We start from the raw sequence: 24902 nt of genomic DNA, 5'->3' as shown, positions 1-24902 counted from the left end.
CCGACGTTCACACCTCTTCAGTCCCTTGACCTTGACCTAGCCGCCTCGTCGTTGCGCCGGCTGATCGAACGGAAGGCGCGTCATGTCACCAAATAAAACGTGGGTTCGGCAGGAGCGCCTCTCCCACTCGGAAAAGTCGGCTTTATAGCCATATGCACTGCTTTAGGCGTCGGCCTTTCGAATGAATCTTGCAAGATCACAAAGTTGAGGCGTTCGTAGAATCTGACAGAAGCCGTTTTGGTTAGTGCAGAGACCTTCAGGTCGTTCGTGGCATCGGCGGTGGTGAGGGCGGCAGTCAACCCAGCCGAAGACGGATGGTGGCAGCGGCGGAGGCGAGGAGTTCGTCGTCCGGGTGGTGGTGGGCAGCCCTGTCGAGGACGGCGTTGGCTTCGGCGGGGCGGTCGGCGAGCTCCTCGGCGAGGTTGACGGCCGCGGTCAGGAACTCACGGGATACCGCTTGCTGGTGTCGGGCGAGCCAGAGGTACCCGGTGTTGGCGGCGAAAGGTCCGCGGTAGACGGAGATCGCGTGGCGTAGGGCGGCGGTGATGGTGGCGGGGCTGGTGGCGTGTTGGGCGGCGGTGATGGCGTCGCGCATCGTCCACAGGTCGACGTTGAAGGCGTCGGTGTTGAGGGTGTAGTGGTGTCGGCGCAGCCGCAGGTAGGTGTTGTCCCCGCTGATGGAGCGGAAGATTTGGCGCAGGTTGTAGGTGTAGGTGTGCAGCCGCTGCGCGGCCAGGCGGTGCGTCGGCTCGGGGAGGAGGTCGCCGAGGATCTCGTGCTGGTAGGCCGATCCTCCGCGCACGATCAGGTAGACGAGAAGCTCCATCGCCTGTGGGCGGATGTTCTGCCCGTCGGGCACGCCGAGGATGGTCGGTGTGCCGAGCACCTGGACCCGAATCCGGTTCGCTTTGACATCGATCTGTCGGCCCATGGGGTGGGCGGATACTCGGCTGCTCAGCGGTTCAGTACCGTGACCGCCCGCGGAAGTGATAGCGGGAGGGTTCCCCGGTCGCGAGTCGTTCACGGCGGGGCGCCAGTGACCGTCCTCGACATCGCGTGTGAGGACGCGTTGCTCATTGACGCAACGGTACAGATCCCGTCGGCCTGTCGGTCCGGTCGAATGCGTACCGACTGCTCGACGGTCGGACACGTGACCGTCGGCGGTGCCAGATGGTCTCAGTTCCCCGCCTGGCTGTGCTGCCGCTGACTTCCCCCGGGATCAGACTCGATGTCGGGGTGGGTGTGTCCGCGGTCTTCGCACTGCTGCCACATCTCGTGCAGGTGCTGAAGCATGCGGGCGGTTGCGGGGTGATGGGGGTGGGCGCGGAGGTGCGTGGTGATGGTGTCGGCGAGTAGGCGTCGGGCGGCGCCGCAGTGTCCGAGGTCGCGCAGGACGAGGGCGAGGGTGGCCTTGATGGCGAGGGTGGGGTGGGCGTCAGGCCCGACGGTGGTGATGAGTTGGTCGGCGAGGTGTCGGTACGCGTGGTAGGCGCGCTGATTGTGCCCGGCCTGCCGGTGGGCGGTGGCGAGCGTGTGGACGGCTGCGAGGGTGGACCAGGCGGAAGGGCCGTGCAGGTTGGCGCGGCTGTGGTGAGCGGAGCCGGCCCAGCGGATAGCCGCTGCCGGGTTGCCGAGCCGGGTCAGCAGCTCCGCGTAGAGCTGGGCGGCGTCGGCGTGTGTCGGGTCGGCGGTGGTCGGGTCGGCGGTGGCGAGGGCTTCGCGCAGTGTCTCTCGGGCGCGTTGCGGGTCGGTCGCGGCGAGGGAGCGGGCGGATCGCAGCCGTTCGGCGAGGGCAGGACCTGGCTGGCCGGGTGTGGGGGCGGGGGCAGCGCGCCAGGTGAAACGCAGGTCGGTGGCGGTAGATCCGACGGTAATGCGGGCGAGGACCCGGCCTGCGTGGACGGCGGCGAGGTTGGTGCTCTTGGGTTGGCCGGGGGCGGTGACGATGGCGGGTGTGTGGCGCAGGATCGCCCGGCCGATCGTATCGGCGACGAGTGCGGCGTCGAGTCCGTGCCGCCGGCAGTTATCCGGGCACTGGTAGACGAGCCGGTTGCCGGCAGGAGTGCTGGTCATGAGCTGTTCGCAGGTGCGGCAGTGCAGGAGCTCGGCGGCTAGGAGAACCGGTGGCGGATCCCCGGCGGGCTGGGGTGGGGGCGGTGGCGGGGCGGGTGGGGCCGGCGGTATAGCGCTGGCGGTTCTGGTCTTGCTGATCCATTGCTGCACGAGGCGCCGGTCGAGGTTGAGTTCGCGGGCGACCGCGGTGATCGGACCGCGGTGTCCGCTGTCGCGCAGGGCGGTCACCTGTTGGATGGTGGCGTCGATGAAGTCGTGGGAGTACTTGCGGGGGTAGGCCATCGGCTGGTTGTTCCTCGAACAGATGCGTCAGGGGCGGGAGTGGGTGACGGCAACCGCCTGGACAGCGCGGCACGGAGCCGGCCGGGCAGGGGCGGTCGTCCACCGCGACGATGGCGCCGCAGGTCGCTGGGCGGGTTCCGGGCGTGACTCTTGCTGGCAGTTCCTGCTATCTGGACCTCATCGCCGGCCCGCTGCTGGCGGGTTGAGAGCCATCTGGCCGGGGTGCGGCGGGGCGAGCGGGGTTACTGAGCCAGGTGCCAGGGCGGGAGCCGGGGTCGCGGCGCATGGGCTGCAGGACAGGCCCGTCGGGCAGGGTGACCGGCGGTCGTGGACTGTAGCCGTGGCGGGTGTACAGGGTGTGGGCGTCTGTGGTGGTGTCGGTCCAGGAGGGCAGGTCGATGCGGTCGAGTCGACTGCGGTGGTGGGTGAGTATCGCCGTCGCCCGTCCCGCGCCTCTGGCGTCGGGGTGTACGGCGAGAAACGCCAGGTGGTAGTGCGGTTCGGTGGGCCGTGACGCGGCCAGCAGGGTGTCGAGCTGGTCGAAACGGTCGGCGTGCGGACCGGCAGCGTCGAGCAGTCGGCTGCGGTAGTTGGCCGGTGGTGGGATGGGCCGGTAGCGGTGGAACCCAACGGTGGCGGCGGTCAGGTCGTCGGTGACGTGGCTGTCGCCGTAGAACATGGCGTGTTCCACCCAGATCGCCAGGACGTCAGTGAGCACTCGACGTCGCACGGCCGGGTCGGGTACGAGCCATGCGGCGAGCGGGGTGGGGTGCAGTGCGGCGGCGATCAGCGCGGCGACGGGGTCGTTGTCTGCCCAGCGGGCGGCGCGGATGCGCATGTCGGTGTCCATCGGTGCGGTTTCCTTGTCCGTCGGGTGGCTAGCGGTAGGCGGCGGTGGCGAGGTCACCGACGGCGGCGTCGACGGCCATGGTGATATCGCGTACCTGCCGGTGGTGCTGTTCGGCGATGGCCCGCAGTTGAGCGGTTAGGGCGGCGGTGTCCTCGTCGAGGTAGAGGTGTTCGGTCAGGCCCAGGACGGTGACGAGTCCGGCGAGGGCGGCGGTGTGGTTGTCGGGTTGGTCGCGACCGACGGCGAGGTAACGCAGCCGAGCCCGGGCGACGACCGCCCACTTGGTGTCAGTAGCGAGGTACCGGTCGGCTCGGGCGAGGCCGCCAAGGCGGCGATGCGTGGTGTGGCGCAGGATGCCGCCGGCGTGCAGGCCGGCGCGGGTGCGTTCGTACAGGTCCTCGGCGAACCAGGTCAGCCATCCCCGCAGGGGTGGGGCGGGGTTGGCGTAGCGGATGGAGGCGATGGCGGTGTCGGCGATCAAGTCGCCGACGGGCCGGTCCAGGTGCAACCACAGCCGCTGATGCCCGCCCGGGCGGCCGTCGTCGAGGGCGATCCGCCCGGCGAGGAACAGGTCGATCAGGACCGCGCCAGCTATGCCGAGAGCGAGGGCCTGGCGGTGGACGTGAGGTTGGCCGGTGTCATCGTTATGGCCGAGCAGGAACAACTCATCGCGCAGCGGCAGTCGGGGAATCGACGCGGTCATCGCCGGCCCCTATCGCAGCCCGGCAGCGTACTGCCGCAACCGGGCATGGACCCCGCCGTAGGCGGCGGTTGGGGCCGGCAGCAGCGTCTTGTCGACGGCAGCGAGGACCGTGTAGTTCGGGTCGCACACATTCCCGATCGGCGCCCGCCCGGCCTGCGACACGAGCTGGTAGGCGTCGAGTTCATCCAGACCGGTCAGCGTGCTCGTCCAACCGACCAGATCGCGCTGGGCGATCCGGTAGGCGTCCTCCAGGGGGCGGGCGCAGCCGACCGACATGATCTCCCGGTCGGTCTCCACCCGGGGCCAGACCGTCGAGGTGCGCTTGATGACCTCGATGATCAGCGTGGTGGTCGTGGCGATCTCCACCCCGACCCCACAGGCTTCACCCTCGCCCTGGCGGGCGTGCCCGTCGCCAAGGGCGAGCATCGCCCCATGCACATGCACCCCCAGGTAGAGGGTGCTCCCGGCGCGCAGCTCGGGGGTGTCAAGGTTTCCGCCATGGGCGTCGGGGACGATCGTGGAGCGGGCCTCGAACCCGCCCGGAGCGACGCCGATCGTGCCGATCATCGGGTCCAGGGGCAGGTCGACACTGTGGTCACTGCCCGTCGCGTGGAAGCGGACCGTCCCGGCCTGCCGGTCGATGTCGTACACCCACACGCGCTCTTCGAGTGGCGGCTGCAGGGTGGCGGTGTGCGAGGTCGAGGTGAGCGCCCCAAAGTGCGGGAACGTCGACGAGACACCCCAGTCCCGGGTGGGTTCGATGGCGGCGAGGTGGATCGCGAGGGTGTCGCCAGGCTCAGCGTCCTCGACGAAGAACGGCCCCGACACCGGATTCAGGTACGGCATCCGGCACACCCGCGACGGCAGGTCCGCCGGACCGCGCACGAGACCGCCGAAGCAGTCCTCCGTGAACACCCGCAGCACGTCGCCGGAGCGGACGTGGGCCACCGGCATTCGGCCGCCGAAGGTGTAGGCCAACTCATCGCGAGCCGGACGGTAAGTGATCGTGTCCATGCCGGTCACACCCGCTCCACGTCACGCGCCGGTGCCTGCGCGGGCGCCAACCCCGATAGCACGGGCCGGCGACCGGCCAGGTACAGGCCGGCGAGAACGACCATGCCCAATGCGAGCCAGGCCAGACCGAGGCGCTGCGCGGCGATGTTCGCGTTGACCACGACATAGGCGAGGATCGCGAACCCGATGCCGGGCATGACGAGGTGCGCCCACCAGTTGCGGCTGCGCTGGCGGATGAGGTGGTATACGACAACGGAGACGTGCAGGACCAGGAACGCGACCATCGCCCCGAAGTTGATCAGCGACGACAGCAGGGTGATTCCGTCCGCGCGGGTCGCCAGGTACAGGCCCAGGGCGAGGGACACGAACCCGGTGAGCAGGGTGGCGTTGATCGGCACGTTGCGGCGGATCGACACCTTCGCCAGGAACGCGGGCAGTTGCCGGTCGCGGGCCATCGCGTACAGCAGCCGTGAGGTGGCGACCTGCGCGACCATCGAGTTCGGCAGCCCCCAGGCGATGGCCGTCGCCACCGCGCACAGGGTCGCCAGCCAACTCCCGCCGGCCACGGCGGCGGCGTCGTAGAACGCGGTCCCGTTCGGGTCACCGTTCGCCAAGAGACCGGCCGGGTCGGGGACGAGCATCGCGGCCAGCCACGTCTGGACGATGAACAGCACCCCGGCCAGGATCAGGACGGCGGCCATCGCGCGGCCGATCTGCCGGGAACCGCCCTTGGTCTCCTCGGCCAACATGCTGATGCCGTCGAAGCCCAGGAACGACAGCACCGCGATCGACACCGCCCCCGCGACGAGCGACCAGGTGAACGTGTCGGCGTTGTAGAAGGCGTCCCAACTGAACCGACCCCTGCCCGAGGCGAGAGCCCAGCCCGCGATGGGCAGGAAGATCGCCAGGACGATCAGCTCGCCGACGAGCATGACCCGGGTGACCACGGCGGTCATCCGGATGCCGACGGAATTCACAATCGTGTTGACCGCGACGAACCCGAGCAGCCACACCCACACCGGCACCGCCGGGACCGTCGCGTGCATCGCCACGGACGCCACCAGATACAACAGCCCTGGCACGAGCACGTAGTCGAGCAAGATCACCCACCCGGCGAGGAACCCCACCGGTGGGCTGATGCCCCGACCGGCGTAGTTATAGACGCTCCCGGACATGGGGAACGCTTTGACCATCTGCGCGTAGGAGAACGCAGTGAACACCAGCGCCACCACCCCGACCGCGTAGGCGAGGGCGACCATGCCGCCGGAGCCGGCGTACACGCTGCCGAAGATCGCCATCGGCGCGATCGGCACCATGTACACCAGCCCGTAGGCGACCAGGTCCCGGAACCGGAGCCTCCGAGCCAACTCCTGCCGATAGCCGTATTGGGCTAACTCGTCATGCTCATACATCAGCGAGCCTCTCTTTCCCCATCGATCGCTCGGGCGCAGCGCCAGATGGTGGGCGGCCACCCGGCTTGAGTGCGATGCCGTCAGCGCCTGCGCGTCCGGCCGTTTCTGGATCGCGTGCTGCCAGGCAATGCCCTTCGAGCAGGCGATCATCGTCGTGATCGAGGGTCGCGTCCGCAGCGACAAAGATCGACCCCCGTTGGTGGGATCACTGACCCACCGGTACTCCACGGATTACGGGGAGTACTCGCGCGGATGGCTTCCGTCACAGCGATGGTGATCGCTAACGTGCTACCCACAGCGGCCCGGAGGCGGAGGCGGGGATGGCGAGGAGCGCGCGTAGCTACCAGCGGGAGGCCGACGAGCTTCGCGCCAGCTGCTGGACGTACCGGCAGATCGCCTCGCACTGGCGGAAGCGGTACCGGTTCAACCCGCGGGTGGCCTTCCGCCTCGCGCACGGCCTGACGCAGGCCGATGTAGCGCGGCGTTGGAACGAGCAGTGGCCCGACGCGGACGCGCCGAAGACCGCCAAGCAGATCTCGTACTGGGAGATTTGGCCTGGCCCGGCAGGCCGGGCACCATCGTTGAACACGCTGAACAAGCTGGCGTTTCTCTACCGGTGCGCGGCCGGCGACCTGCTCGGCGGCGAGGACCACAGCCACCTCGACACAGCGGCCCTACGCGCGAGCGAACCGGAGCCGCACGCGGGCCGATTTACCGGCGAGCGCAGCACCGGCGCTCCGCTGCCCGACGGCACGGTCCTGACTCGGGTCACCGATCGGATCGTCGAGGACTTCGAGATCCTGACCGACACCTACCGGCATCTCGACTACCGGGAGGGCTCAGGACGGGTGAGCGCAGATGTCAGCGCGCACCTACACCGAATGCTGGAGGTCAGCAACCGCACGATCAACGCCAGCACCCATCACCGGCTACTGCGCGCCGCAGGCGACGCCGCCCAGCTCGCCGCATGGTTCGCCATCGACGCTCAGCGCTACCAACAGGCACATGGCTTCTGCCGGCTCACGATCTCACTCGCCGAAAAGGCGAACGACCGATCCCTGCACTCCTATGGTCTGGGGGTTCTCAGCCAGATCCACCTGCACCGTGGCGACGGGCGTACCGCCCTCAGCCTGCTGGGCACCGCCCGTGACGTCGGCGGACCGAGCATGCCGGCCGCCGTCAACTCCTGGCTGGGTGAGGCAATCGGCGAAGCACACGGCCTCCTTGACGAGCCTCGCCGAGGAATGACCGCCTTGGCCGAAGCCGAACGGGTCTTCGACGGCGTCAGCGCGGCCAACACGCCCGTCTGGCTGAGCTTCTTCAACGCCGACTGCCACGCCGCCCGACTCAAGGGTCGATGCCTGACCCGGCTCAGCCGCCCCACCGACGCGACCCGCTCGCTCTACGAAGCGTTGACCCTGCTGCCCGCTGACTTCGTCCGGGAACGCTCCGGTACCTTCATCGACCTCGCGGTCGCGTACACGCAGATGAACCAGGTCGAGCAGGCCTGCCATGCGGCCACCCAGGCTGACATTCTCGCGCGCCGGACCGGATCCGAGCGCAACCGCAAGCGCCTACGGCAGCTCCTGATAGACCTGCTGCCCTGGGCCGGCCTCGACTGCGTGCAGAGCCTCTACCGGCAGGTGCTGATTAACTAGAGCGCGTGCGTACGTCGACCCGCTCCGACCCGCTGTGAACCGCCGCTCCTGGATTGAACTGGTCATCCTGTCCGCCCTGTGGGGCGCGGTGTACCCGCTCATCACAGTCGCTCTGCGCGATCTGTCCCCAGCGCTCGTCGTCCTCGGGCGGGTGTTGCTCGCGGCGCTCCTGTTGCTTCCTCTCGCGGTTCGCCGGGACGCACTTCGGCCCGTTTGGCGCAATCCTCGGGCGATCATTGAGACGGTGCTGGTGCAGTCCACGGCGCCGCTGCTGCTGCTCACCTACGGCCAGCAATACGTGTCGGCGAGCGTCGCCGGCATCCTCGTCGGCGCGCAGCCACTGTTCGTCGCGCTCCTCGCCCTCCGCTTCGCACCCGGTGAGCGCCCGCAAGGCTGGCAGGGCCTGACCGGGGTGCTCCTCGGCCTGGCCGGCCTGATCTTGCTTTTCGGCGTCGACCTGCGTGGAGGCCGGATGGCGCTGCTCGGCGGCGCGCTCATCCTCGTCGCGGCGGTTTGCTATGCCGCTGGCGCGATGCTGATCCATCGCAGGTACGCCGAGGCTCCGCCTCTCGGTGTCGCCACCTCCGCCATGCTCGTGACCACCGCGGCCGTGGTCGTGCCCGCCTCGGCGACGGTTCCGAGCAGGTTGCCCGGCTTGGAAGCGACGATGGCTTTGCTCGTGCTTGGGGTCGCGTGCACGGGCGCGACACTCGCGCTTTTCTACAAGCTCATCACCCAGATTGGACCTGCCCGCGCCGCGCTCGCTTTCTATCTTTCACCCGCGTTCGCCGTCGCCTTCGGCGTGGCCTTCCTGCGCGAGCAGATCAGCGTGGCTGCGGTCTTCGGGCTCGCGGCGATCGTTGTCGGGTCCGTACTCGCCGCACACCGCAGCGAGCCGACGCCTCCGTAAAGCCCGTCTTACCCCTGGACACGGCTCACGTGTGGCGATCCCGGGGCGCCCTCGGGCGCGTTGGCGCAGCCTTCGCATATCGCCTCGGGCCACCCGATGGGAGACAATCGAGCCCGTGAAAGGCGGGCGTGAAGCGGACAGCGAAGTGGCCGCAGGCAGCCGCCCCGATCTCGTGATCTTCGACTGTGACGGGGTGCTCGTCGACAGCGAGTCGATCGTCGCGGGTGTGCTGGCGGGACAGCTACGACAACTCGACGTCGAGATGACCGACGAGGAGTGTGAGCGGGAGTTCGCCGGCCTATCCCAGGACAAGGCCACCGAGCGCGTACTCACGCTACTGGGAAGGTCCGCCCCGGCAGGATGGTTCGACTCGCTCACTCGGTCCGTTGACGCGGCCCTTCGCGCTCGGGTACGTCCAATGCCCGGTGTGCTGGACGTGATACGCCTGCTCGATGTTCCGTTCTGCGTGGCGTCGAACGGGCGCCCCGAGAAGGTGGCCCTCACGCTGCGGGCGAGCGGGCTCGCGCGGTACTTCGAGCACAGGATCTTCACCGCCGCCGACGTGGCTCACGGCAAGCCGGCCCCGGATCTGTTCCTCTTGGCCGCTAAGCGCTTCGGGGTGGACCCGCAGCGTTGTGTGGTTGTCGAGGACAGCGCGTCCGGGATCGCCGCCGCCAGGGCGGCTGGCATGCGCGTACTCGGCTTCGTGTCGGCAGATCAGACGCTCGACGGCGCTGACGCGCTCTTCACCGACATGGCGGAGTTGCCGGACCTGCTCATTTTGCCGATGAGCTGACAGGCCGGGCATCACCGCTCGGCAAGGCCGACAAGGACATCGACCGGCCTTGGCCGCATAGTAATGTCGGAGCATGGGTTCTACGGCGCGTAAGGTTTCGCTGACGGGCATCAAGCCGACGGGCGAGCCGCATCTCGGCAACTACGTTGGGGCGATCCTGCCCGCGCTCGACCTGACGGACAGTTACGAGTCGATGTACTTCATCGCCGACTACCACGCGCTCACGACGGTCCGTGACCCCGCTCTACTGCGGCACTACACCCGCTCGGTCGCGGCGACCTGGCTGGCTGCGGGCTTGGACCCGGACCGGACCACCTTCTACCGCCAGTCCGACATCCCGGAGATCTTCGAGCTGTCGTGGGTGCTGTCCTGCATGAGCGCCAAGGGGCTGATGAACCGGGCGCACGCCTACAAGGCGGCGCGCGACCGCAACCGTGAAGCCGGTCGAGAAGACCTCGACGCGGGCGTAAATATGGGTCTTTTCAACTACCCGGTGCTCATGGCCGTCGACATCCTGATCGTGGAAGCTGACGTGGTGCCAGTAGGCCGCGACCAGCTTCAGCACGTCGAGTACGCCGCCGACATCGCAGGTTCGTTCAACAGCATCTACGGCGACCGGTACAAGCTGAAGATCCCGAAGCCCGTCGTGCCCGAGGAAGGCACCGCTCACACGCTGCCCGGCACCGACGGCCGGAAGATGAGCAAGTCCTACGGCAACACGATCCCGCTGTTCGCCCCGGAAGCGGCCTTGAAAAAGGTGATCCGCCGGATCACGACGGACAGCGTCCCTCTGGAGGCGCCTAAGGAGCCGGACTCCTCGTCCTTGTTCACGCTATTGGAGCGGTTCGGTGACCCCGCCGTGGTGGCCGAGACCCGGGCTCGCCTACTCGCGGGCGGGATGGGTTGGGGCGAGGTCAAGGCGCAGTTGACCGAGGCGCTGAATGACCGGTTCGCGCCGATGCGTGACCGGTACGAGGCGCTTGTGGCGTCGGGCAGCGAACTCGACGACCTGCTGGCGCACGGCGCGGACAAGGCGCGCAAGCAGACCCGGCCCGTGCTGGAACGGGTCCGCGACGCCATCGGGATCAGCTGAGCTGACTCTCCTCTTCGAGGAAGCTAACGACGCGTTCGGCGCAGTACCACGCTGTGGTCCACTTGCCGGGCACCGCGACGAGAAGGTTGAGCGCTCTGCTCCAACCAGCAGGGGGACTGCGAAGGTCCGCCACGAAGCTGGTCGGATCCGCCCGAGCAGTGGAAGGTTCGCAGACGGTTCCCCACTGCAAGCGGAGCTGGGCGTCGGACGAGTGCAGCCCGCGCCGGGTAAGTGCCGTTCGCATCCGCGCGTATTCGACCTCGTTCGGCCCGTACTCGCCGTTGATGCTCGGCAGCCCAATGCGCGCATCGGAGCGATCGGGGCTGATGGCCAGAAGGTCACCGTCGAGCCAGTAGGTCAAGGCGGTCGGACGAGTCCCGGCGTGCCGACCCCAGGCGATGCGGCGCTGCCGGAGCGTGTGCGCGACGCCCGCCTGGGCCAGCAGGTTGGGAATGTCGGCGCCGGCCGCCAGCACGATCAGGTCCCACCTACCGCCGTAGTCGTCAACAGTTGCCAGCCCCGTGTCCGGGTTCTGCCGCAGTTTGGCCCGACACCGCGGCAGCAGCGACACACCGGAGTCGCGCGCCAGCGCGGTCAAGCGGGCGTGCAGGATGTCGAGGTCGACGCTGAAGTCCGGGATGCGAAACGCGGCAGCCGGCGGACACGCCGCCACGAAGGCCGAGCGGTCTGGGTTGACCTCTTCGACGTCGATGCCCAGATGCTGCCAGGCGGTGCGGTACCTGTCGACGGCCTCAGCGGTGCTGAACAGCGCGTAGCCGCGCGGCTCGCCGACCCGGGCGGGGTGGAGCAGTTCGTCCGGCCAGTCGTTCCGGTGCTGCCAGCAGGCCTGGGCGACGTCGGGTAGGACCGGCGCCAGGACAGCGCCGGAGTGCAGCTGACCGAAGTTCGCCAGCGAGGCCCCACAACGCCCGTCGCCGACACAGGCAACGTCGAACCCTCGCCGGGCGGCGCTGACGGCGATGGCGAGTCCGCACAGTCCGGCTCCGATGACAAGAATCTTCTTCCTCGAATCAGGCATGAGGTGGCGTTCCTCCTCCGTCTGGGGTCGAGACGGCGTGGTCGCGAACGATCGTGACGTGGTACCGGTCGGCGAAGCGGCGGATCAGCTCAGCCGGCGCGTGATGGTGGTCAACGCGGCGTCGTAGCTGGGGCGGAGACAGACCCAGTCGGAAGCGGGCCGCGCGGCGGTGAGCGTGCAAATTGTTCCGATCGGTCAGCAGGCACTGGAGATGAGCCCTCAGAACGGCTGGGATCGGAGGATTTGTCTGGCCGTCGGCGGCGACACCGCCGAGGCTCGGCACCTTAACGGTAAACACGGTAAACGTGGAGTCGGGTGCCACCTCGACGGCCGAACGCAGCTCGTTGGCGGCGTGGTCGAATGACCACCCCGGCCAGGGCTGCGGAGCTGCGTCGGCTGCAGCTTGGCGCAGGACGGGCAGGAGTAGCGCCATTCCGGGTATCCCGGCGCGGGCGTAGGTGATGACCTGGCGTCGTTTGGCCAGGCCGTACGGTGTTTGGTAGAGGCCGGGAGCGAGGACGGCGGTGGTGCTGGCGGCGATCAGGTGGGGCTGGGCGGCGCACTCCCGTAGGCGGTCGCGCAACCGCAGCACGGTGTCGGTCGAGGCTTGGACGCTACGCCGCATGCCATCGACGCCGCTGCGGTCGAGGACGAGGTCGACCACGACCACGCGCGCCGAACCGCCGAACCGCTCGCTCACGGCGGTGACGACCCTGGCCTGATCCCCGCGATCGCTCAGCTCACCGGTGATCCACCCAATGGCGGATGACTGGCGGGTGCACGGTGAGCGCGTCACGGCGATCGTGTCGATGCCGGCGGCCGACAACAGCGACACCAGCGGCCTACCAAGGCGGCCGGAGGCGCCGAGAACCACCACCGCCGGCTTCACGAGGCGCACTGCTTCCACAGCGTGGCGTACCGGTTGAAGGTTTCGCAGAACTCGGCCCGGACCTCGCGCCACGGGCCCGGCTGGGCGTCGCGGCCTGCGAACGCCTCCCTGGCGGCAGCGGTACCGGCAGCGTCCCAACCGCTGGCCAGCTCGATTGCCGAGAGCAGCGCCGGCTGGCTGTCCCGGTCATCGCTCATCACCCGCGCGGCTACCTCGTCCGGAGCCATGTTGAGGTGGATGCTCGACGCCGGGATGCTCTTGGACATCTTGGGGTAGCCCGCGAGGCCCTCCAGCACCCGGAAGTAGAGGGCACCGATGTTTCCGGTCCAGCCAAGGCCCAGCTCTCCGGCGTTCGCCTGGCGGTCGAGAACGAGGCGGGCGAGGTCGGTGAAGTACGCCTCCTCCATTCCGGAGACCATGAGGACGTGCTTCGCGCCGTGGTCGAAGGGGCCGAGCACGTCGGCCACGGTGTACAGCGAGTCGGTGACCACCCCGACCTCGCTGCCGAGCAGGCCGTGGTCGGAGTACAGCTCCAGCAGGCTCTCACGGTGCTCCTGAAAGTCGGCCCGGGACAGGTAACGGGCGATGCGGCCGGCGCGGACGAGGTTGGCGTGATCGAGGTGAGAGCGCAGTTCGGTGGCCTCACGGTCGAGCCCGAGCGCGACGAGGAAGGCGATCATCTGGTCACGGACCTGGACCAGGGTCGACCAAGCGACGTTGCGGGAGTTCCACGCACCGAGGTCGGAGACGATAACCGTCATCGGTGCGCGGAGGCGCCGCTGGAGTTCCACCGCGCCGAGCATCACCGACAGGGTGCCGGCGGTCGGTGCGTTCGTCGGGCCGAACCCGGTGACGATGGCCGTCGAGTCGCGCACGTCAGGCTCCAGTACCGGCACGGCACCGTCGATGTGAGTGAAGCGGATCGCGGCCGGTCCCAGGTGCCCGGCGACAGCCTCGGTGGTGGGCTGATCCATCGGGATGGCTGGCATCTGTCCTCCTTGGTGTGGGGTTATCGGCTCTCGGACAACGCCCTGAGCAGGCGTATGGCTCCGCCGGAACGTCGGGTATGCCGTACGCGATCGAGCGAGTCGTCGGTAAGGGCACCGGGGCCGACGATGAGCGCGGCGTTCAGCTCGACAAGGCTGGTGGCGGGCGAGTCGTCACCCGGCGCGAGTGCCTCGGCGGCGAGCGCGGCGTTGGCGGCGTGAGTCGGTCGATGGGCAACGGCGGTGCGCCACGCCGTTGCGGGGCCGCTCTTGGCGCGAGTGGTCGCATCGACCAGTTCGGCCTTGACGCGCGCAAGGCGGACGGTGCCGACACCGCAGTACTCGTCGACTGTCTCCCCGTCGGTGAGATCGGTGGAAACGACCGTTCCGGCGGCAACATCGGGGCGGATGGCTTGGAGCGCGCGTGCCGACAGCTCCACATCAGGGTGGGCGAGACCGAACAGGAAGCGGGACGCGCTTACGCACAGCGTCGCCACCGGCATGAAGAAGCTCGCGGGATTGATCGCGTCAAAGACGCCGTCGTACCTGTCCGCGTAACGGGGACAGAAGAGCGGGTAGGGGACGAAGGCAATGTTGTGCCGTTGCAGCGCGCCCGGTATGCCCGCCGGGTCGATGACCGGCCTGATCCGTAGGACGTCGAGGATGTCGGCGGCGCCGGAGATGGCGGACACCGAGCGGGAGACGCCTTTGACGACGGGGGTGCCGGCTGCGGCGGCGAGGATCGCCGCGGCGGTGCTGACGTTGAACGTCTTGAAGTGCTCCTTGCCGCTGCCGGCGACGGCCACCGTGCCGTCCGGCACGGCGACAGGTCGCGTGACGTGTCTGCGGAGCACCGGATCGAACTCGACAACCTCGGTCCACCAATCGAACAGATCTGACGCGCTGAGGTGACCGTCCTGGATCAGGCCGGTGCACCATCGACGCCATCGCTCGTTCGAGGTCGTTGAGCTGTCCTGGAGGAAGGAGCGGAGCACCTCCCGGCTGAAGTCGGAGGGGACGTTGTTCGTTGCTGGGGCGGACCTGGCCGCCGTGGCGCTGGTCATCTGCTGTCTCCCGTCGAGGGGTGGCAGGACTGACGGAGACGATGGGATCCGTGCGCCTGACTCCCGGCACCGGCCGGCCCTTCGGCAGCCCGGGGTGAATCAACCTGACCCACACCTCCGTCGATCAGTAGCCTTCCGCCAACGCAGCGTGAGATAAGGGGTGTCGGTGTCAGCCGCTGTCAGCCGACAGCACCGCCCGGAGACGCAAGGCCCACCGATGGCTGGATTAGGGTGGGGCCATGACCACGGACGCCCGACGCGCCAGCGAGTGGACGATTCACGGCGAACGCATCATCGATGACACGCGACGCGCGGTACTCAGCATCGCCGACGTGGAGCTACCGGACGGCGTGCGTTTCGAGCAGTACGTACTGCGGGTTCCGGCTGCCGCGATGGTGGTCGTGCTCGACGATGCCGACCGGGTCCTGATGATGTGGCGGCACCGGTTCATCATCGACCGCTGGGTATGGGAGCTGCCCGGCGGCTACCTCGACCCGAATGAGGACTCGGCCGTGTGCGCCGCCCGGGAGGTTGAGGAGGAAACAGGCTGGCGGCCCAAGAGCATGGAGCCGCTGATCGCGTTCCAGCCGATGGTGGGAACGATCGACCAACCGAACGTTGTCTACCTCGCTAGGGGCGCCGAGCCGACCGGCGCGGCACCGGACATCAACGAGACCGAACGGCTCGGATGGATTCCGCTGGCGGAGGTGCAACAGCGCATCGGAGCTGGCGAGATCGTCGGCGCGGGCTCCGTGACGGGTTTGCTCGCGACTCTGCTGGCAAAGGCCTCCGGGCGGATCTAGACAGACCGTAGGAGCGGCTGGACCCGCTCGCTGAACTCGCTCACGGCGGAAAGCTCCTGGTACGGGCTGAGCCGATCCGCCAGATCGGCCAGGTAGTCCCGTGCTCGGCGCGAGGTCAACTGCTCCGCGGCCGTGGCCGCCTGCACACCCACCACAGCCGCCTGCTCGGGATCGCCGCACTGCACGTGAGCCACCGCCAGGAGCGCCAGGTTGAACTGGCGCCCGCGGGCGTACGCCTGGCCATCCATGTCGAGCGAGCGGACCGCGAAGCGTGCGGCCGTCTTGCCTTGCCCGAGGGCGGTGAAGCAGTGCCCGAACTTCGCCGACAGATACGCCTCGTCGAAATAGCCGAACCACTGCGGATCGCTGCCGCGATCGGCGCGGTCGAACGCGCGCTCAGCCCGGTCGAGCGCGGCGGCACATGCCGCCTCGTCGCCGCCGACCGCGTGGCCCTGCGCTTCGAGTACCGCCGACTCCGCCTCGATCGCCGCGACCCCGGCCTGAGCCGCCATCAGACGGGCCGCACGAGCCAGGTCCACCGCCTCCGACGAGGCACGAAGGTAGGCCGCCTGATGGCTCATCGCCGCCAGGATCTCCGCACCCAGCGGCCGGTCGCCCGCCGTGGCGGCCAGACGCAACGCCTGCACCATGTACCGCTGCGCGAGCCCGTGCAGGCCGGCGTCGTACGACGACCAACCGGCCAGCTGCGTCGCCTCGGCAGCAGCGGACATCAGGGCTCGACCTGTCCGCTGGTCGTACCGGCCACGCAGAAGCCCAGCCACCTCGGTGTCCAAAAACCGCACCACACTGTCCCGGACTCGCGTCCCGCCGTACTGGTTGTCCAGTGACCGGTAGACGCCGGTGACGCGCCGTACCGCTTCGATCTCTGGTTCCCCTACGAGGCCTTCACCGGCGCTAGAGGGTCGCTCGTCCAGCGGCGCGGTCAGCCAGCGTACGGCTGGTGAGAGATACGCCGCCGCGCTGAAGCCGACGCCTCGGAGCAGTTCCCGCCGTTGCATATCGTCCCGCCACAGCTCGGTCGCGACGGCAACACCGCGTTGCCAATCCGCTGCGAACTCTAGCCCCGGTATCGCGGTCGGACCGGCGGTGACCGCGCCTGCTGACGCCTTGCCGACGTCGGCTGACACCACGGATGCCAACGCGAGCAGTTCACCGCCCGCGCCCAACGCAGCCTCGAGAAGCGCCAGCACGGACGGGCTCGGACGCTTCAGCCCAGCCTCCAGATCCCACAGGTAGCCGTGAGAGCAGTGGATCTGCTGGCCAAGCCGACGGAGTGACAGGTGCCGCTTCAAACGCAGCGCCTTCAGAAACTCCCCGAACGCTGGATCGATAGCTCGCCGCCCAGGCATGGCATGCAACCTCCGAGAGTGGGTCGGCTAAACACGCGCGGCCACATCACTGCCATCGATGGACGCTACCTCTCCGGACAGCGACCGCGCGACAGCCATCAGTTACCACCCCGCCAGGCGTGGACCTGGCACGGCGGACCTGATGAATCCGCTCAGCGATTGAGCGCCCGAAGCCGTCGAGACACGACAGCCCGCTGCGAAGTCACGCAGGTTGCACGTTGCCACTGTCGGCTGAAAGTGACGGCAACAGCCCAAAGTCCATGTTGCCGAGCGACCCGAAATCCTATCGAAAGGCTTCATCCGCGATGTCTCCAGTCATCTACTCGACCGTGTCAGCAAACCTCGCTGATCTATACGCATCAGGTCATTCCCAGATCGACAGCAACGGGCTTGACCTCCCGTTGCGGGTCCCGCCGGGTCTCCTACTTGGCGTCCCGCTTCAGCAGGACCCCCGAACGGACCCTCCGGTATGGCTCACAGCCCAGGTCGGGGCGGCTGTCAGCACTGTCTGTCGTGCTGCGACAGACCCTCTGACTGGGTCTCTCCCCCTGGGGATGGTGGTGGCTTATGCCTGATCCGCTGCTTCGAGTGCAGGCCCAGCTCACCGATCGCGACCTCGTGCTGCTCGGCTGGCTGGCCGACCACGGGGTGCTCACCTCCTTCCAAATCGCCGAAGCCCTCTACCCGTCGATCGACTACGCCCAAGAGCGCCTGCGTGCCCTCATGAAGAAGTTGGGGGTGGTGGACCGGTTCCGGCCGCAGAAGCCCGACGGCGGCTCCTACCCGTTCCACTACGTGCTGGCGCAGCTCGGCGTCGAGGTCGTCGCCGCCCAGCGCGGCGACGACCTGCCGCGTAGGGACCAAGCCCGGCGCAGGCGGTGGCATCTGACGAGGCGGGCGAACCTGCCGCACCTGCTCGGGGTCAACGGCTTCTTCACCGCCCTGGCCGGACACGCCCGCACCCATCCCGACAGCGAGTTGGTGCGCTGGTGGCCGGCGGCCCGTTGCCAGCAGACGGGTGCCTTCGCCGAACCCGGCGACGACGTCTCGGCCCTCGCCTATACACCCAGTTCACGGCCGGATGGGCACGGCATCTGGATCGACGGCGACCGCAGGGTGCCGTTCTTCCTGGAGTACGACCTCGGCACCGAACGGCCGCTGTCCCGACTGGTCGACAAGATTGACGGCTACCGGGACCTCGCGCACGTCACCGGCCGGATCTGGCCGGTGCTGTTCTGGCTGCACTCCCCAGCACGCGAGCGGCACCTGCATCAGGAACTCACCGCGGCCGGGGCCATGTATCCGGTGGCTACCGCCGTGCACGCCGAGGTCACCGGCATCAACCCGGCCGAAGCGGTGTGGTGGCTGCACCGCCGCCACGGGGCGCCGATGCGCCTGGCCGACCTTCCCGCCGCCGACAGCCGCACCACACAGGCCACCTGACCCACAACGGCGACCCACCCCTGGTGAGCCGGACACGCGCCCACACAGGCGGCGGCAGGGCCATCACGCCGCAGACCCCTGGACCGGCGGACGCGAGGGCTACTTCCCGAACCGCGATGGCGGCGGCGACCGGCACAGCGCGGCAAGCGAACGCCCCAGCCACTCCCGCCCGGCGGGGCGCGGACCATACCTCTGCTCCCACGGTGACAGCAACGCTTCGCAACTGTCAGCGCCGCTCTCCGACGCCCCGCGTGAGTTCCCGTGAGCCGCTGACAGTCCGAAACGCTTCCCGGTGACAGCGCTCAGAGGTATCGTCCCCGCCCTTTCACGGAAGCAGAGCGACCGCCTTGAGTCGCCGCTTTCGCATCAATCGGACCGATCGCGCGAATCCGCGCAGGAAAGGAAACCGCATGAACGAAGGACTCCGACCCCCGCAGATTCACATGCTCTTCGGAGGACTGTGGCCACCGCGCCGTATGACGACGAAAACGCCGTCCGGAGCTATCCTGACGAACCGTATCCCGGTACCGCCACCAATCACGGCGGTGCGAAACACTTCCCCATCAACGAAAAGGAAACGACGATTCCGATGCGTATCGCACGCGTCGACACCATTTCCATGACCGCCGAGGAACTCGATAACGCCGCCGAAGCCCTCGCCGTCCTGCTCAACCACTTCCGGCGCGAACACCCCGACCTCGCCGCCTGAACTCCCTCGCCCCAACGCCGGGGGCGGCCCACCTGCGCGTGGGCCGCCCACCGGCCGACCCACCCCAACCCCGCACGGAGGAACCACCTTGACAGGCAAGCCCACCCCCACCAGCGCACCGAAGCGACGCGGCCGACGCGCCCCCACGAGCACCCAGCCGGACGGTCCGACCGGCCCGTGCCGGGTGTGCGTCTACATCCGACGCTCCACAGACGACGAACACCAGCCCTTCAGCCTGCTCGCCCAACGCACCGCCCTACACAAGTACGTCGACAACCACCCCGGCTGGGTCATCGTCTGCGAATTCGAAGACGACGCCTCCGGCGCCACCACCGAACGCCCCGGCCTCAAGAAAGCACTCGACGCGGCGAAAGCCGGCATGTACGACGTCCTCCTCGTCTACCGAGTCGACCGATTCAGCCGCAGCCTCGCCCAATTCGTCGACCTCGCCGCCACCCTCGACGCCGCCAACGTCCGATTCACCTCCGCCACCGAACCCGTCGACACCGGCGGCGCCATCGGCCGCATGATGCTGCAATTCCTCGCCGTGTTCGCCGAATTCGAACGCAACATGATCATCGACCGGGTAAAGAGTGGCATGACCGCGAAAGCCAGCAAAGGCCAATGGGCCGGCGGCACCCGCCCCTACGGCTACCTCGTCGACAAAGACACGCAGCGCCTGGTCCCCCACTCGGACGAGGCACCGATCCTGCGGGACATCTTCCGCCTCTACACCCGCGACCGACTCGGCACACGCGCGATCGCCAGCGACCTCAACGAGCGCGGTGTCCCCAACCGCACCGGCAAACAGTGGTCCGGACACACCATCAACCGGATCCTGGACAACCCCGCCTACCTCGGGGACATCGCCTACCGCGACGTCTACGTCCCCGACGCCCACGACCCGCTCATCGACCGAGACACCTTCCGCCGCGCCCAGGACATCGCCAACGCCCGCAGCGACGTCCAAACCCAACGGGCCATGTCCGACTCGGACTACTACCTCACCGGCCTACTGACATGCCCGCAGTGCGGACAGCGCTACATCGGCACGTCCGCCAAGGGCCGCACCCGCCGCTACCGCTACTACACCTGCTTCACCCGCACCCGATACGGCAAACACGCCACCTGCACCGCCCCCCGACTCCCCGCCGACGACCTCGATCAGATGATCCTCAAAGCCCTACTCGACTTCTACACCACCGCCGAACCCGTCCTCGCCGCCATGATCCAACGCGCCCACGCCCAACACGACACCACCAACGGCGACCGTCGCGCCGAACTCACCGCCATCGCCCACCAGATCACCAGCACTGAGAACGCGATCGACCGCTACCACACCGCGTTCGAGAACGGCACCATGGACGACGCCACCGCCGGACCTCGCATCCGCGACCTCCGCCAGCGACTGACCCAACTCCGGACCCGGCACACCGAACTCGACGCTGGCCTGACATCGCAGCCCGAGCCCCCGCCGCCCGGCACCGTCGCCCGGATCCGCGACCACCTCAGCGCCATCATGACCAGCGGTAGCGCCACCGAGCGCAAGGCCGCAGTCGAAACGCTCATCGCCGAAGTTCAACTCACCGACCAGGGAGTCGTACCCGTGTTCAAGATCCCCACAGACACGACGATGCCCCCGCCCGAAACGGACGGGGGCACTTCAGGAGTACCACCGGTTCGCACAATGGTGCGGTCGGTGGAGCCCAGGGGACTCGAACCCCTAACCCCTGCCTTGCAAAGGCAGTGCTCTGCCAGTTGAGCTAGGGCCCCGTGAGGTGCCGCGGCGACGACTGCTCGCGCCGGGCCGAACGTCAGCGCAGGTCGGGCGCGGTGGTCGCCTCGTGCCACAGGGCACGCTCGTCGTTCGACGCCTTGATCTTGTTGAACACGACGGCGGCCACACCGACGACGCCAGCCAGAATCAGCAGCTTCTTGAACATGGGGCGACCCCTCGCGCTCGACTACCGTCGGACGACATGCGGTGGGGCTAGATGGAATCGAACCATCGACCTCAGAGTTATCAGCTCTGCGCTCTAACCGACTGAGCTATAGCCCCGCGTTGCGACGAGCAAGATTAACCCATCCGCTCCGCCGGCCCCAAATCGGGGTCCGCGCTTGCGAGCCAGGCCGTCGCCGCCTGCAGAAACCTACCCGAGTACGGGACGCCGGTGCTACCGCTTTCCGCGGTGCCCCGGCGTCCCGGTCACTCAGTCCCGCTCGGCGAGGGTCAGTTCGATCCCGCCGACCAGGTCGGCGCAGACGTTGTAGACGAACGCGCCCAGGGTGGCCAGCGCGGTGAACAGCACCACGTTGACCAGACCGATCAGCGCCGAGCTGAGAATCACGCCCTTGGCGGTGATCTGGAAGCCGCTGGTGCTCTGCCCACCGCCGGCGTTGACCAGGTCGCTCAGGCTCTCGTTGACGCTCTGGAACACACCCATCGCGTCCAGCGCCAGGTAGAGCACCGAGGTGGCGACCACCACGACGATGAAGAGCACCACCGACACCGCGAACGCGAACTTCATCACGGACCACGGGTCGATCCGCTTGAGGTTCAGCCGGGCCCGACGCGGCCCGCGGGAGGCGGCCGAGCTGACCGACGTACGCGCCGCACGCACCGCGTCACCGACTCGGGCTGCCCCGACGGCGGACGCGGTGCCGATCCCCGGTGGCAGGCCACCGCCGCTGGCCGGGCGACCGGCAGTGGCGGCTGCCCGCGCCGAGTCCGGCTGCGGCTGGGTCATCCCGGGTGTGATCCGCGGCTGGGTGCCGGTGGACCCGGTTGACGTCGCCTGACCGGCCCGGAGACCGATCGGCTGGGTGGCCGCCGGACGTGCCGAGGGTGCCGCCGCCGGACCCGGAGGATTGGCGGCGGCCGACGTCGGCGCCTCGGCGCTGGGCGTCTCGGTCTTGTCGCCGGACTCGCCATCGTCGCCCGGCGGGGGTGTCATTCCGGGAGCCCTGGTGAACTTCGGGGCAGGCGCGTCGGCGGGGACCGTCGCCCGGCCCACGGCCGCGCGGCCGGTCGCTGGTGTGCCGCCCTTGGCGGCCTCCTCGTCGACCGGTTTGGCCGAGGTCCCTGTGTTCCCCGACTTCGCCTGTGTCTCCGTCATTCAACTAGTCCTGTTCGTCAGGCTCGTCGGCATTGCGAGCAATCGCCACGATAGTCACGCCGTCCGGGAGGTCCATCAGCTTGACCCCCATTGTGTTCCGGTCACGCGTACGCCGTACAGGCTTCACCGGAGTCCGAATGACACCACCGTTGCTGGTGATCGCGAACAGTTCGTCGTCCGGATCGATCACCACCGCGCCAACCAGACCACCGCGCCGTTCGGTGATCTTCGCAGTCAACACGCCCTTACCTCCCCGGCCCTGCACCGGGTATTCCTCGATCGGGGTTCGCTTCGCGTATCCCCCGTTCGTGGCCACCAGCACGTCCAAACCTTCCCGCACGACTTCCATGGCGAGCAGGACGTCGTCGTCCGTGAAGCGCATGCCGATCACGCCCGAGGTGGCCCGGCCCATGGGCCGCAACGCCTCGTCCGAGGCGTTGAACCGGATCGCCTGTGCCTTCTTCGAGACCAGCAGCAGGTCGTTCTCCGGCGCAACCAGCGCAGCACCGACCAGCTCGTCCTCATCGCGCAGGTTGATCGCGATGATGCCGCCGGAACGGTTGGAGTCGAACTCCTCGAGCCGCGTCTTCTTCACCAGGCCGTTCTTCGTGGCCAGTACCAGATAGGGGGCTACCTGGTAGTTCGGGATCTCGATGATCTGCGCGATCTGCTCGTCGGGTAGGAAGGCGAGCAGATTGGCCACGTGTTGGCCCTTGGCTACCCTACTGGCCTCCGGCAACTCGTACGCCTTGGCCCGGTAGACGCGGCCCTTGTTCGTCAAGAACAAGATCCAGTCGTGGGTCGAGCAGACGAAGAAGTGGCTGACGATGTCGTCCTGCCGCAGCGTGGCGCCACTGACACCCTTACCGCCGCGCCGCTGGGAGCGGTACAGATCGACCTTGGTCCGCTTGGCGTACCCGGTGCGGGTGATCGTGACGACCACGTCCTCGCGGGCGATGAGGTCCTCCATCGAGACCTCGCCGTCGAACGGGATGATCTGCGTCCGCCGGTCGTCGCCCCACTTGGTGACGATCTCGCCCAGCTCGTCCGAGACGATCTTTCGCTGCCGCTCGGGCTTGGCGAGGATGTCCTTGAGGTCGGCGATCTCGATCTCGAGCTTCGCCAGGTCGTCGACGATCCGCTGCCGCTCCAGGGCGGCGAGCCGGCGCAGCTGCATGTCCAGGATCGCTGTCGCCTGGATCTCGTCGATCTCCAGCAGCCGGATCAGGCCCTGCCGGGCGTCGTCCACTGTCGGCGAACGCCGGATCAGCGCGATGACCTCGTCGAGCGCGTCCAGCGCCTTGCCGAGGCCGCGCAGGATGTGCGCCCGCTCCTCGGCCTTGCGCAGCCGGAACGCGGTCCGCCGACGGATCACGTCGATCTGGTGCTCGACGTAGTAGCGGATGAACTGGGCCAGGTTGAGCGTGCGCGGCACCCCGTCGACCAGGGCCAGCATGTTGGCGCCGAAGGTCTCCTGGAGCTGGGTGTGCTTGTAGAGGTTGTTCAGCACTACCTTCGCGACCGCGTCGCGCTTGAGCACCAGGACGATCCGCATGCCGGTACGACCCGAGGACTCGTCGCGGATGTCGGCGATCCCGGCGAGCTTGCCCTCCTTGATCAGCTCGGCGATCCGCTCGGCGAGGTTGTCCGGGTTGACCTGGTAGGGCAGCTCGCTGACGACCAGGCAGGGGCGGCCCCGCTTGTCCTCCTCGACCTCCACCACGGCGCGCATCCGGATCGAGCCGCGACCCGTGCGGTACGCGTCCTGGATCGCCGTGGTGCCCACGATCAGGCCGTGCGTCGGGAAGTCGGGGCCCTTGACGATGCCGAGCAGGGCTTCGAGCGTGGTCTCCTCGTCCTCCTCCGGGTGCTCCAGGCACCACTGCACCGCCGCGCCGATCTCCCGCAGGTTGTGCGGCGGGATCTTGGTGGCCATGCCGACAGCGATGCCCTCGGAGCCGTTCAGCAGCAGGTTGGGGATCCGCGACGGCAGGATGGTGGGTTCCTTGGCCCGGCCGTCGTAGTTGTCCTGCAGGTCGACGGTGTCCTCGTCGATGTCCCGCAGCATCTCCATCGCCAGCGGGTCGAGCTTGCACTCGGTGTATCGCATGGCGGCGGCCGGGTCGTTACCCGGCGAGCCGAAGTTGCCGTTGCCGTCGACCAACGGGTAGCGCAGCGACCAGGGCTGCGCCATCCGGACCAGCGCGTCGTAGATCGAGGCGTCGCCGTGCGGGTGGAACTGACCCATCACGTCACCGACGACACGGGAGCACTTCACGTAGCCGCGGTCCGGACGGTAGCCGGAGTCGAACATGGCGTAGAGGATCTTGCGGTGGACCGGCTTGAGCCCGTCCCGGACGTCCGGCAGCGCCCGGCCGACAATGACGCTCATCGCGTAGTCGAGGTAGGAGCGCTGCATCTCCACCTCGAGCCCGACCGGTTCGATCCGGTCGTGTGCGACCACGGCGGCGGTGGTGGCCTCGGCGGGGACCTGTGGCTCGTTCGGTGTGGACTCGGGAGAATCGGTCACTGTATACCCTTATCAGACTCAGAGTCGTTTTCGTGCTGTGGATAACCGCTGTGGATACCGGCCAAGCTGTGGATAACTCTGTGGACCGGTGGTGGGGGGGGGGGGGGGGCCGCCCCCCCGCCCCCCCCCGTCTCCAAATGTACTTTAAATAACTCTTGTTTT

The 24902-nt window shown here is 68.3% G+C and carries 22 protein-coding genes, 2 tRNA genes and 1 pseudogene; 8 read left to right on the top strand and 17 right to left on the bottom strand.

Features of this window, described 5'->3' with window-relative positions; genetic code table 11:
- Positions 1-295: 295 nt before the first annotated feature.
- The 6 genes from ABZS40_RS24625 to ABZS40_RS24600 form a co-directional block, all read right to left on the bottom strand.
- On the bottom strand, positions 296-931 hold the full coding sequence (locus ABZS40_RS24625; RefSeq protein WP_354945784.1) for a bacterial transcriptional activator domain-containing protein: 636 nt from the start codon (positions 929-931) through the stop codon (positions 296-298).
- A gap of 245 nt (positions 932-1176) precedes the next feature.
- The gene (locus ABZS40_RS24620; RefSeq protein ID WP_354945783.1) at positions 1177-2355 is read right to left on the bottom strand and encodes a hypothetical protein; all 1179 of its coding nucleotides are present in this window, start codon (positions 2353-2355) and stop codon (positions 1177-1179) included.
- A 166-nt stretch (positions 2356-2521) separates the two neighbouring features.
- Entirely contained in the window at positions 2522-3205 is a 684-nt protein-coding gene (locus tag ABZS40_RS24615; RefSeq protein WP_354945781.1) for a GNAT family N-acetyltransferase, read from the bottom strand.
- Positions 3206-3233: 28 nt separating this feature from the next.
- Positions 3234-3908, bottom strand: coding sequence for a GPP34 family phosphoprotein (locus ABZS40_RS24610; RefSeq protein WP_354945779.1), 675 nt, complete (start codon positions 3906-3908; stop codon positions 3234-3236).
- 9 nt (positions 3909-3917) lie between these two features.
- Complete coding sequence (locus ABZS40_RS24605) at positions 3918-4931, bottom strand: acetamidase/formamidase family protein (protein WP_354945777.1); 1014 nt, start codon at positions 4929-4931, stop codon at positions 3918-3920.
- Positions 4928-6334, bottom strand: a complete 1407-nt coding sequence (locus ABZS40_RS24600) for an APC family permease (protein WP_354945776.1) — start codon at positions 6332-6334, stop codon at positions 4928-4930. Before ABZS40_RS24600 ends, ABZS40_RS24605 begins: the two co-directional genes overlap by 4 nt.
- Positions 6335-6654: 320 nt before the next feature.
- On the opposite strand from ABZS40_RS24600, the gene ABZS40_RS24595 reads away from it, so the two are divergent.
- The 4 genes from ABZS40_RS24595 to ABZS40_RS24580 all read left to right on the top strand — a co-directional run bounded on the left by ABZS40_RS24595 (position 6655) and on the right by ABZS40_RS24580 (position 10791).
- On the top strand, positions 6655-7992 hold the full coding sequence (locus ABZS40_RS24595; RefSeq protein ID WP_354945775.1) for a hypothetical protein: 1338 nt from the start codon (positions 6655-6657) through the stop codon (positions 7990-7992).
- A gap of 34 nt (positions 7993-8026) precedes the next feature.
- Positions 8027-8902 carry a DMT family transporter gene (locus ABZS40_RS24590; protein ID WP_354945774.1) on the top strand — a complete coding sequence of 292 codons (876 nt, stop codon included), beginning with the start codon at positions 8027-8029 and terminating at the stop codon, positions 8900-8902.
- 115 nt (positions 8903-9017) lie between these two features.
- Entirely contained in the window at positions 9018-9698 is a 681-nt protein-coding gene (locus ABZS40_RS24585) for an HAD-IA family hydrolase (protein WP_354945773.1), read from the top strand.
- A 73-nt stretch (positions 9699-9771) separates the two neighbouring features.
- The gene (locus ABZS40_RS24580; protein WP_354945771.1) at positions 9772-10791 is read left to right on the top strand and encodes a tryptophan--tRNA ligase; all 1020 of its coding nucleotides are present in this window, start codon (positions 9772-9774) and stop codon (positions 10789-10791) included.
- Here the strand turns inward: ABZS40_RS24580 and ABZS40_RS24575 are convergent.
- The 4 genes from ABZS40_RS24575 to ABZS40_RS24560 are packed head-to-tail and all read right to left on the bottom strand — an operon-like array spanning position 10784 to position 14511.
- Entirely contained in the window at positions 10784-11830 is a 1047-nt protein-coding gene (locus tag ABZS40_RS24575; protein WP_354945769.1) for an FAD-dependent oxidoreductase, read from the bottom strand. The two genes, ABZS40_RS24580 and ABZS40_RS24575, sit on opposite strands and share 8 nt — an antisense overlap.
- Positions 11823-12728, bottom strand: coding sequence for an NAD-dependent epimerase/dehydratase family protein (locus ABZS40_RS24570; RefSeq protein ID WP_354945768.1), 906 nt, complete (start codon positions 12726-12728; stop codon positions 11823-11825). Before ABZS40_RS24570 ends, ABZS40_RS24575 begins: the two co-directional genes overlap by 8 nt.
- The gene (locus ABZS40_RS24565; protein ID WP_354945767.1) at positions 12716-13708 is read right to left on the bottom strand and encodes a hypothetical protein; all 993 of its coding nucleotides are present in this window, start codon (positions 13706-13708) and stop codon (positions 12716-12718) included. The genes ABZS40_RS24570 and ABZS40_RS24565 overlap by 13 nt, the downstream gene beginning before the upstream one ends.
- A 20-nt stretch (positions 13709-13728) precedes the next feature.
- Positions 13729-14511, bottom strand: coding sequence for a hypothetical protein (locus tag ABZS40_RS24560; RefSeq protein WP_354945765.1), 783 nt, complete (start codon positions 14509-14511; stop codon positions 13729-13731).
- A 497-nt stretch (positions 14512-15008) separates the two neighbouring features.
- Between ABZS40_RS24560 and ABZS40_RS24555 the strand changes: the two genes are divergently transcribed.
- The gene (locus tag ABZS40_RS24555) at positions 15009-15572 is read left to right on the top strand and encodes an NUDIX hydrolase (RefSeq protein WP_354945763.1); all 564 of its coding nucleotides are present in this window, start codon (positions 15009-15011) and stop codon (positions 15570-15572) included.
- On the opposite strand, the gene ABZS40_RS24550 is transcribed toward ABZS40_RS24555, so the two are convergent.
- Entirely contained in the window at positions 15569-16942 is a 1374-nt protein-coding gene (locus ABZS40_RS24550; protein WP_354945761.1) for a helix-turn-helix transcriptional regulator, read from the bottom strand. The two genes, ABZS40_RS24555 and ABZS40_RS24550, sit on opposite strands and share 4 nt — an antisense overlap.
- A gap of 567 nt (positions 16943-17509) precedes the next feature.
- Here ABZS40_RS24550 and ABZS40_RS24545 point away from each other — a divergent pair.
- The 3 genes and pseudogenes from ABZS40_RS24545 to ABZS40_RS24535 all read left to right on the top strand — a co-directional run.
- Positions 17510-18385 (top strand): replication-relaxation family protein, encoded by an 876-nt coding sequence (locus ABZS40_RS24545; RefSeq protein WP_354945759.1) that lies wholly within the window; start codon positions 17510-17512, stop codon positions 18383-18385.
- A 460-nt stretch (positions 18386-18845) separates the two neighbouring features.
- Positions 18846-19094: a hypothetical protein gene (locus tag ABZS40_RS24540; RefSeq protein ID WP_354945758.1), complete on the top strand. Its 249-nt coding sequence runs from the start codon at positions 18846-18848 to the stop codon at positions 19092-19094.
- A gap of 184 nt (positions 19095-19278) precedes the next feature.
- Positions 19279-20268: pseudogene (locus tag ABZS40_RS24535) on the top strand (recombinase family protein); the annotation flags it as partial.
- A 9-nt stretch (positions 20269-20277) separates the two neighbouring features.
- On the opposite strand, the gene ABZS40_RS24530 reads toward ABZS40_RS24535, so the two are convergent.
- From ABZS40_RS24530 to gyrA, 6 genes are all read right to left on the bottom strand, one after another.
- On the bottom strand, positions 20278-20511 hold the full coding sequence (locus ABZS40_RS24530; RefSeq protein ID WP_354945756.1) for a hypothetical protein: 234 nt from the start codon (positions 20509-20511) through the stop codon (positions 20278-20280).
- A gap of 283 nt (positions 20512-20794) precedes the next feature.
- Positions 20795-20867, bottom strand: a tRNA-Ala gene (locus tag ABZS40_RS24525).
- 41 nt (positions 20868-20908) lie between these two features.
- Positions 20909-21037: a DLW-39 family protein gene (locus tag ABZS40_RS24520; protein ID WP_209444550.1), complete on the bottom strand. Its 129-nt coding sequence runs from the start codon at positions 21035-21037 to the stop codon at positions 20909-20911.
- Positions 21038-21079: 42 nt separating this feature from the next.
- Positions 21080-21153 (bottom strand) — tRNA-Ile (locus tag ABZS40_RS24515).
- Positions 21154-21304: 151 nt separating this feature from the next.
- Positions 21305-22210 carry a DUF3566 domain-containing protein gene (locus tag ABZS40_RS24510; RefSeq protein WP_354945751.1) on the bottom strand — a complete coding sequence of 302 codons (906 nt, stop codon included), beginning with the start codon at positions 22208-22210 and terminating at the stop codon, positions 21305-21307.
- A 4-nt stretch (positions 22211-22214) separates the two neighbouring features.
- Entirely contained in the window at positions 22215-24740 is a 2526-nt protein-coding gene (gene gyrA / locus ABZS40_RS24505) for a DNA gyrase subunit A (protein WP_354945750.1), read from the bottom strand.
- Positions 24741-24902: the final 162 nt, after the last annotated feature.

The sequence above is a fragment of the Micromonospora sp. NPDC005324 genome (assembly GCF_040607155.1).
GTDB classification, from domain to species: domain Bacteria; phylum Actinomycetota; class Actinomycetes; order Mycobacteriales; family Micromonosporaceae; genus Micromonospora; species Micromonospora trifolii.
The sequence above is the reverse complement of the archived record's forward strand: the minus strand, read 5'-3'. Positions and strand labels throughout refer to the sequence as shown.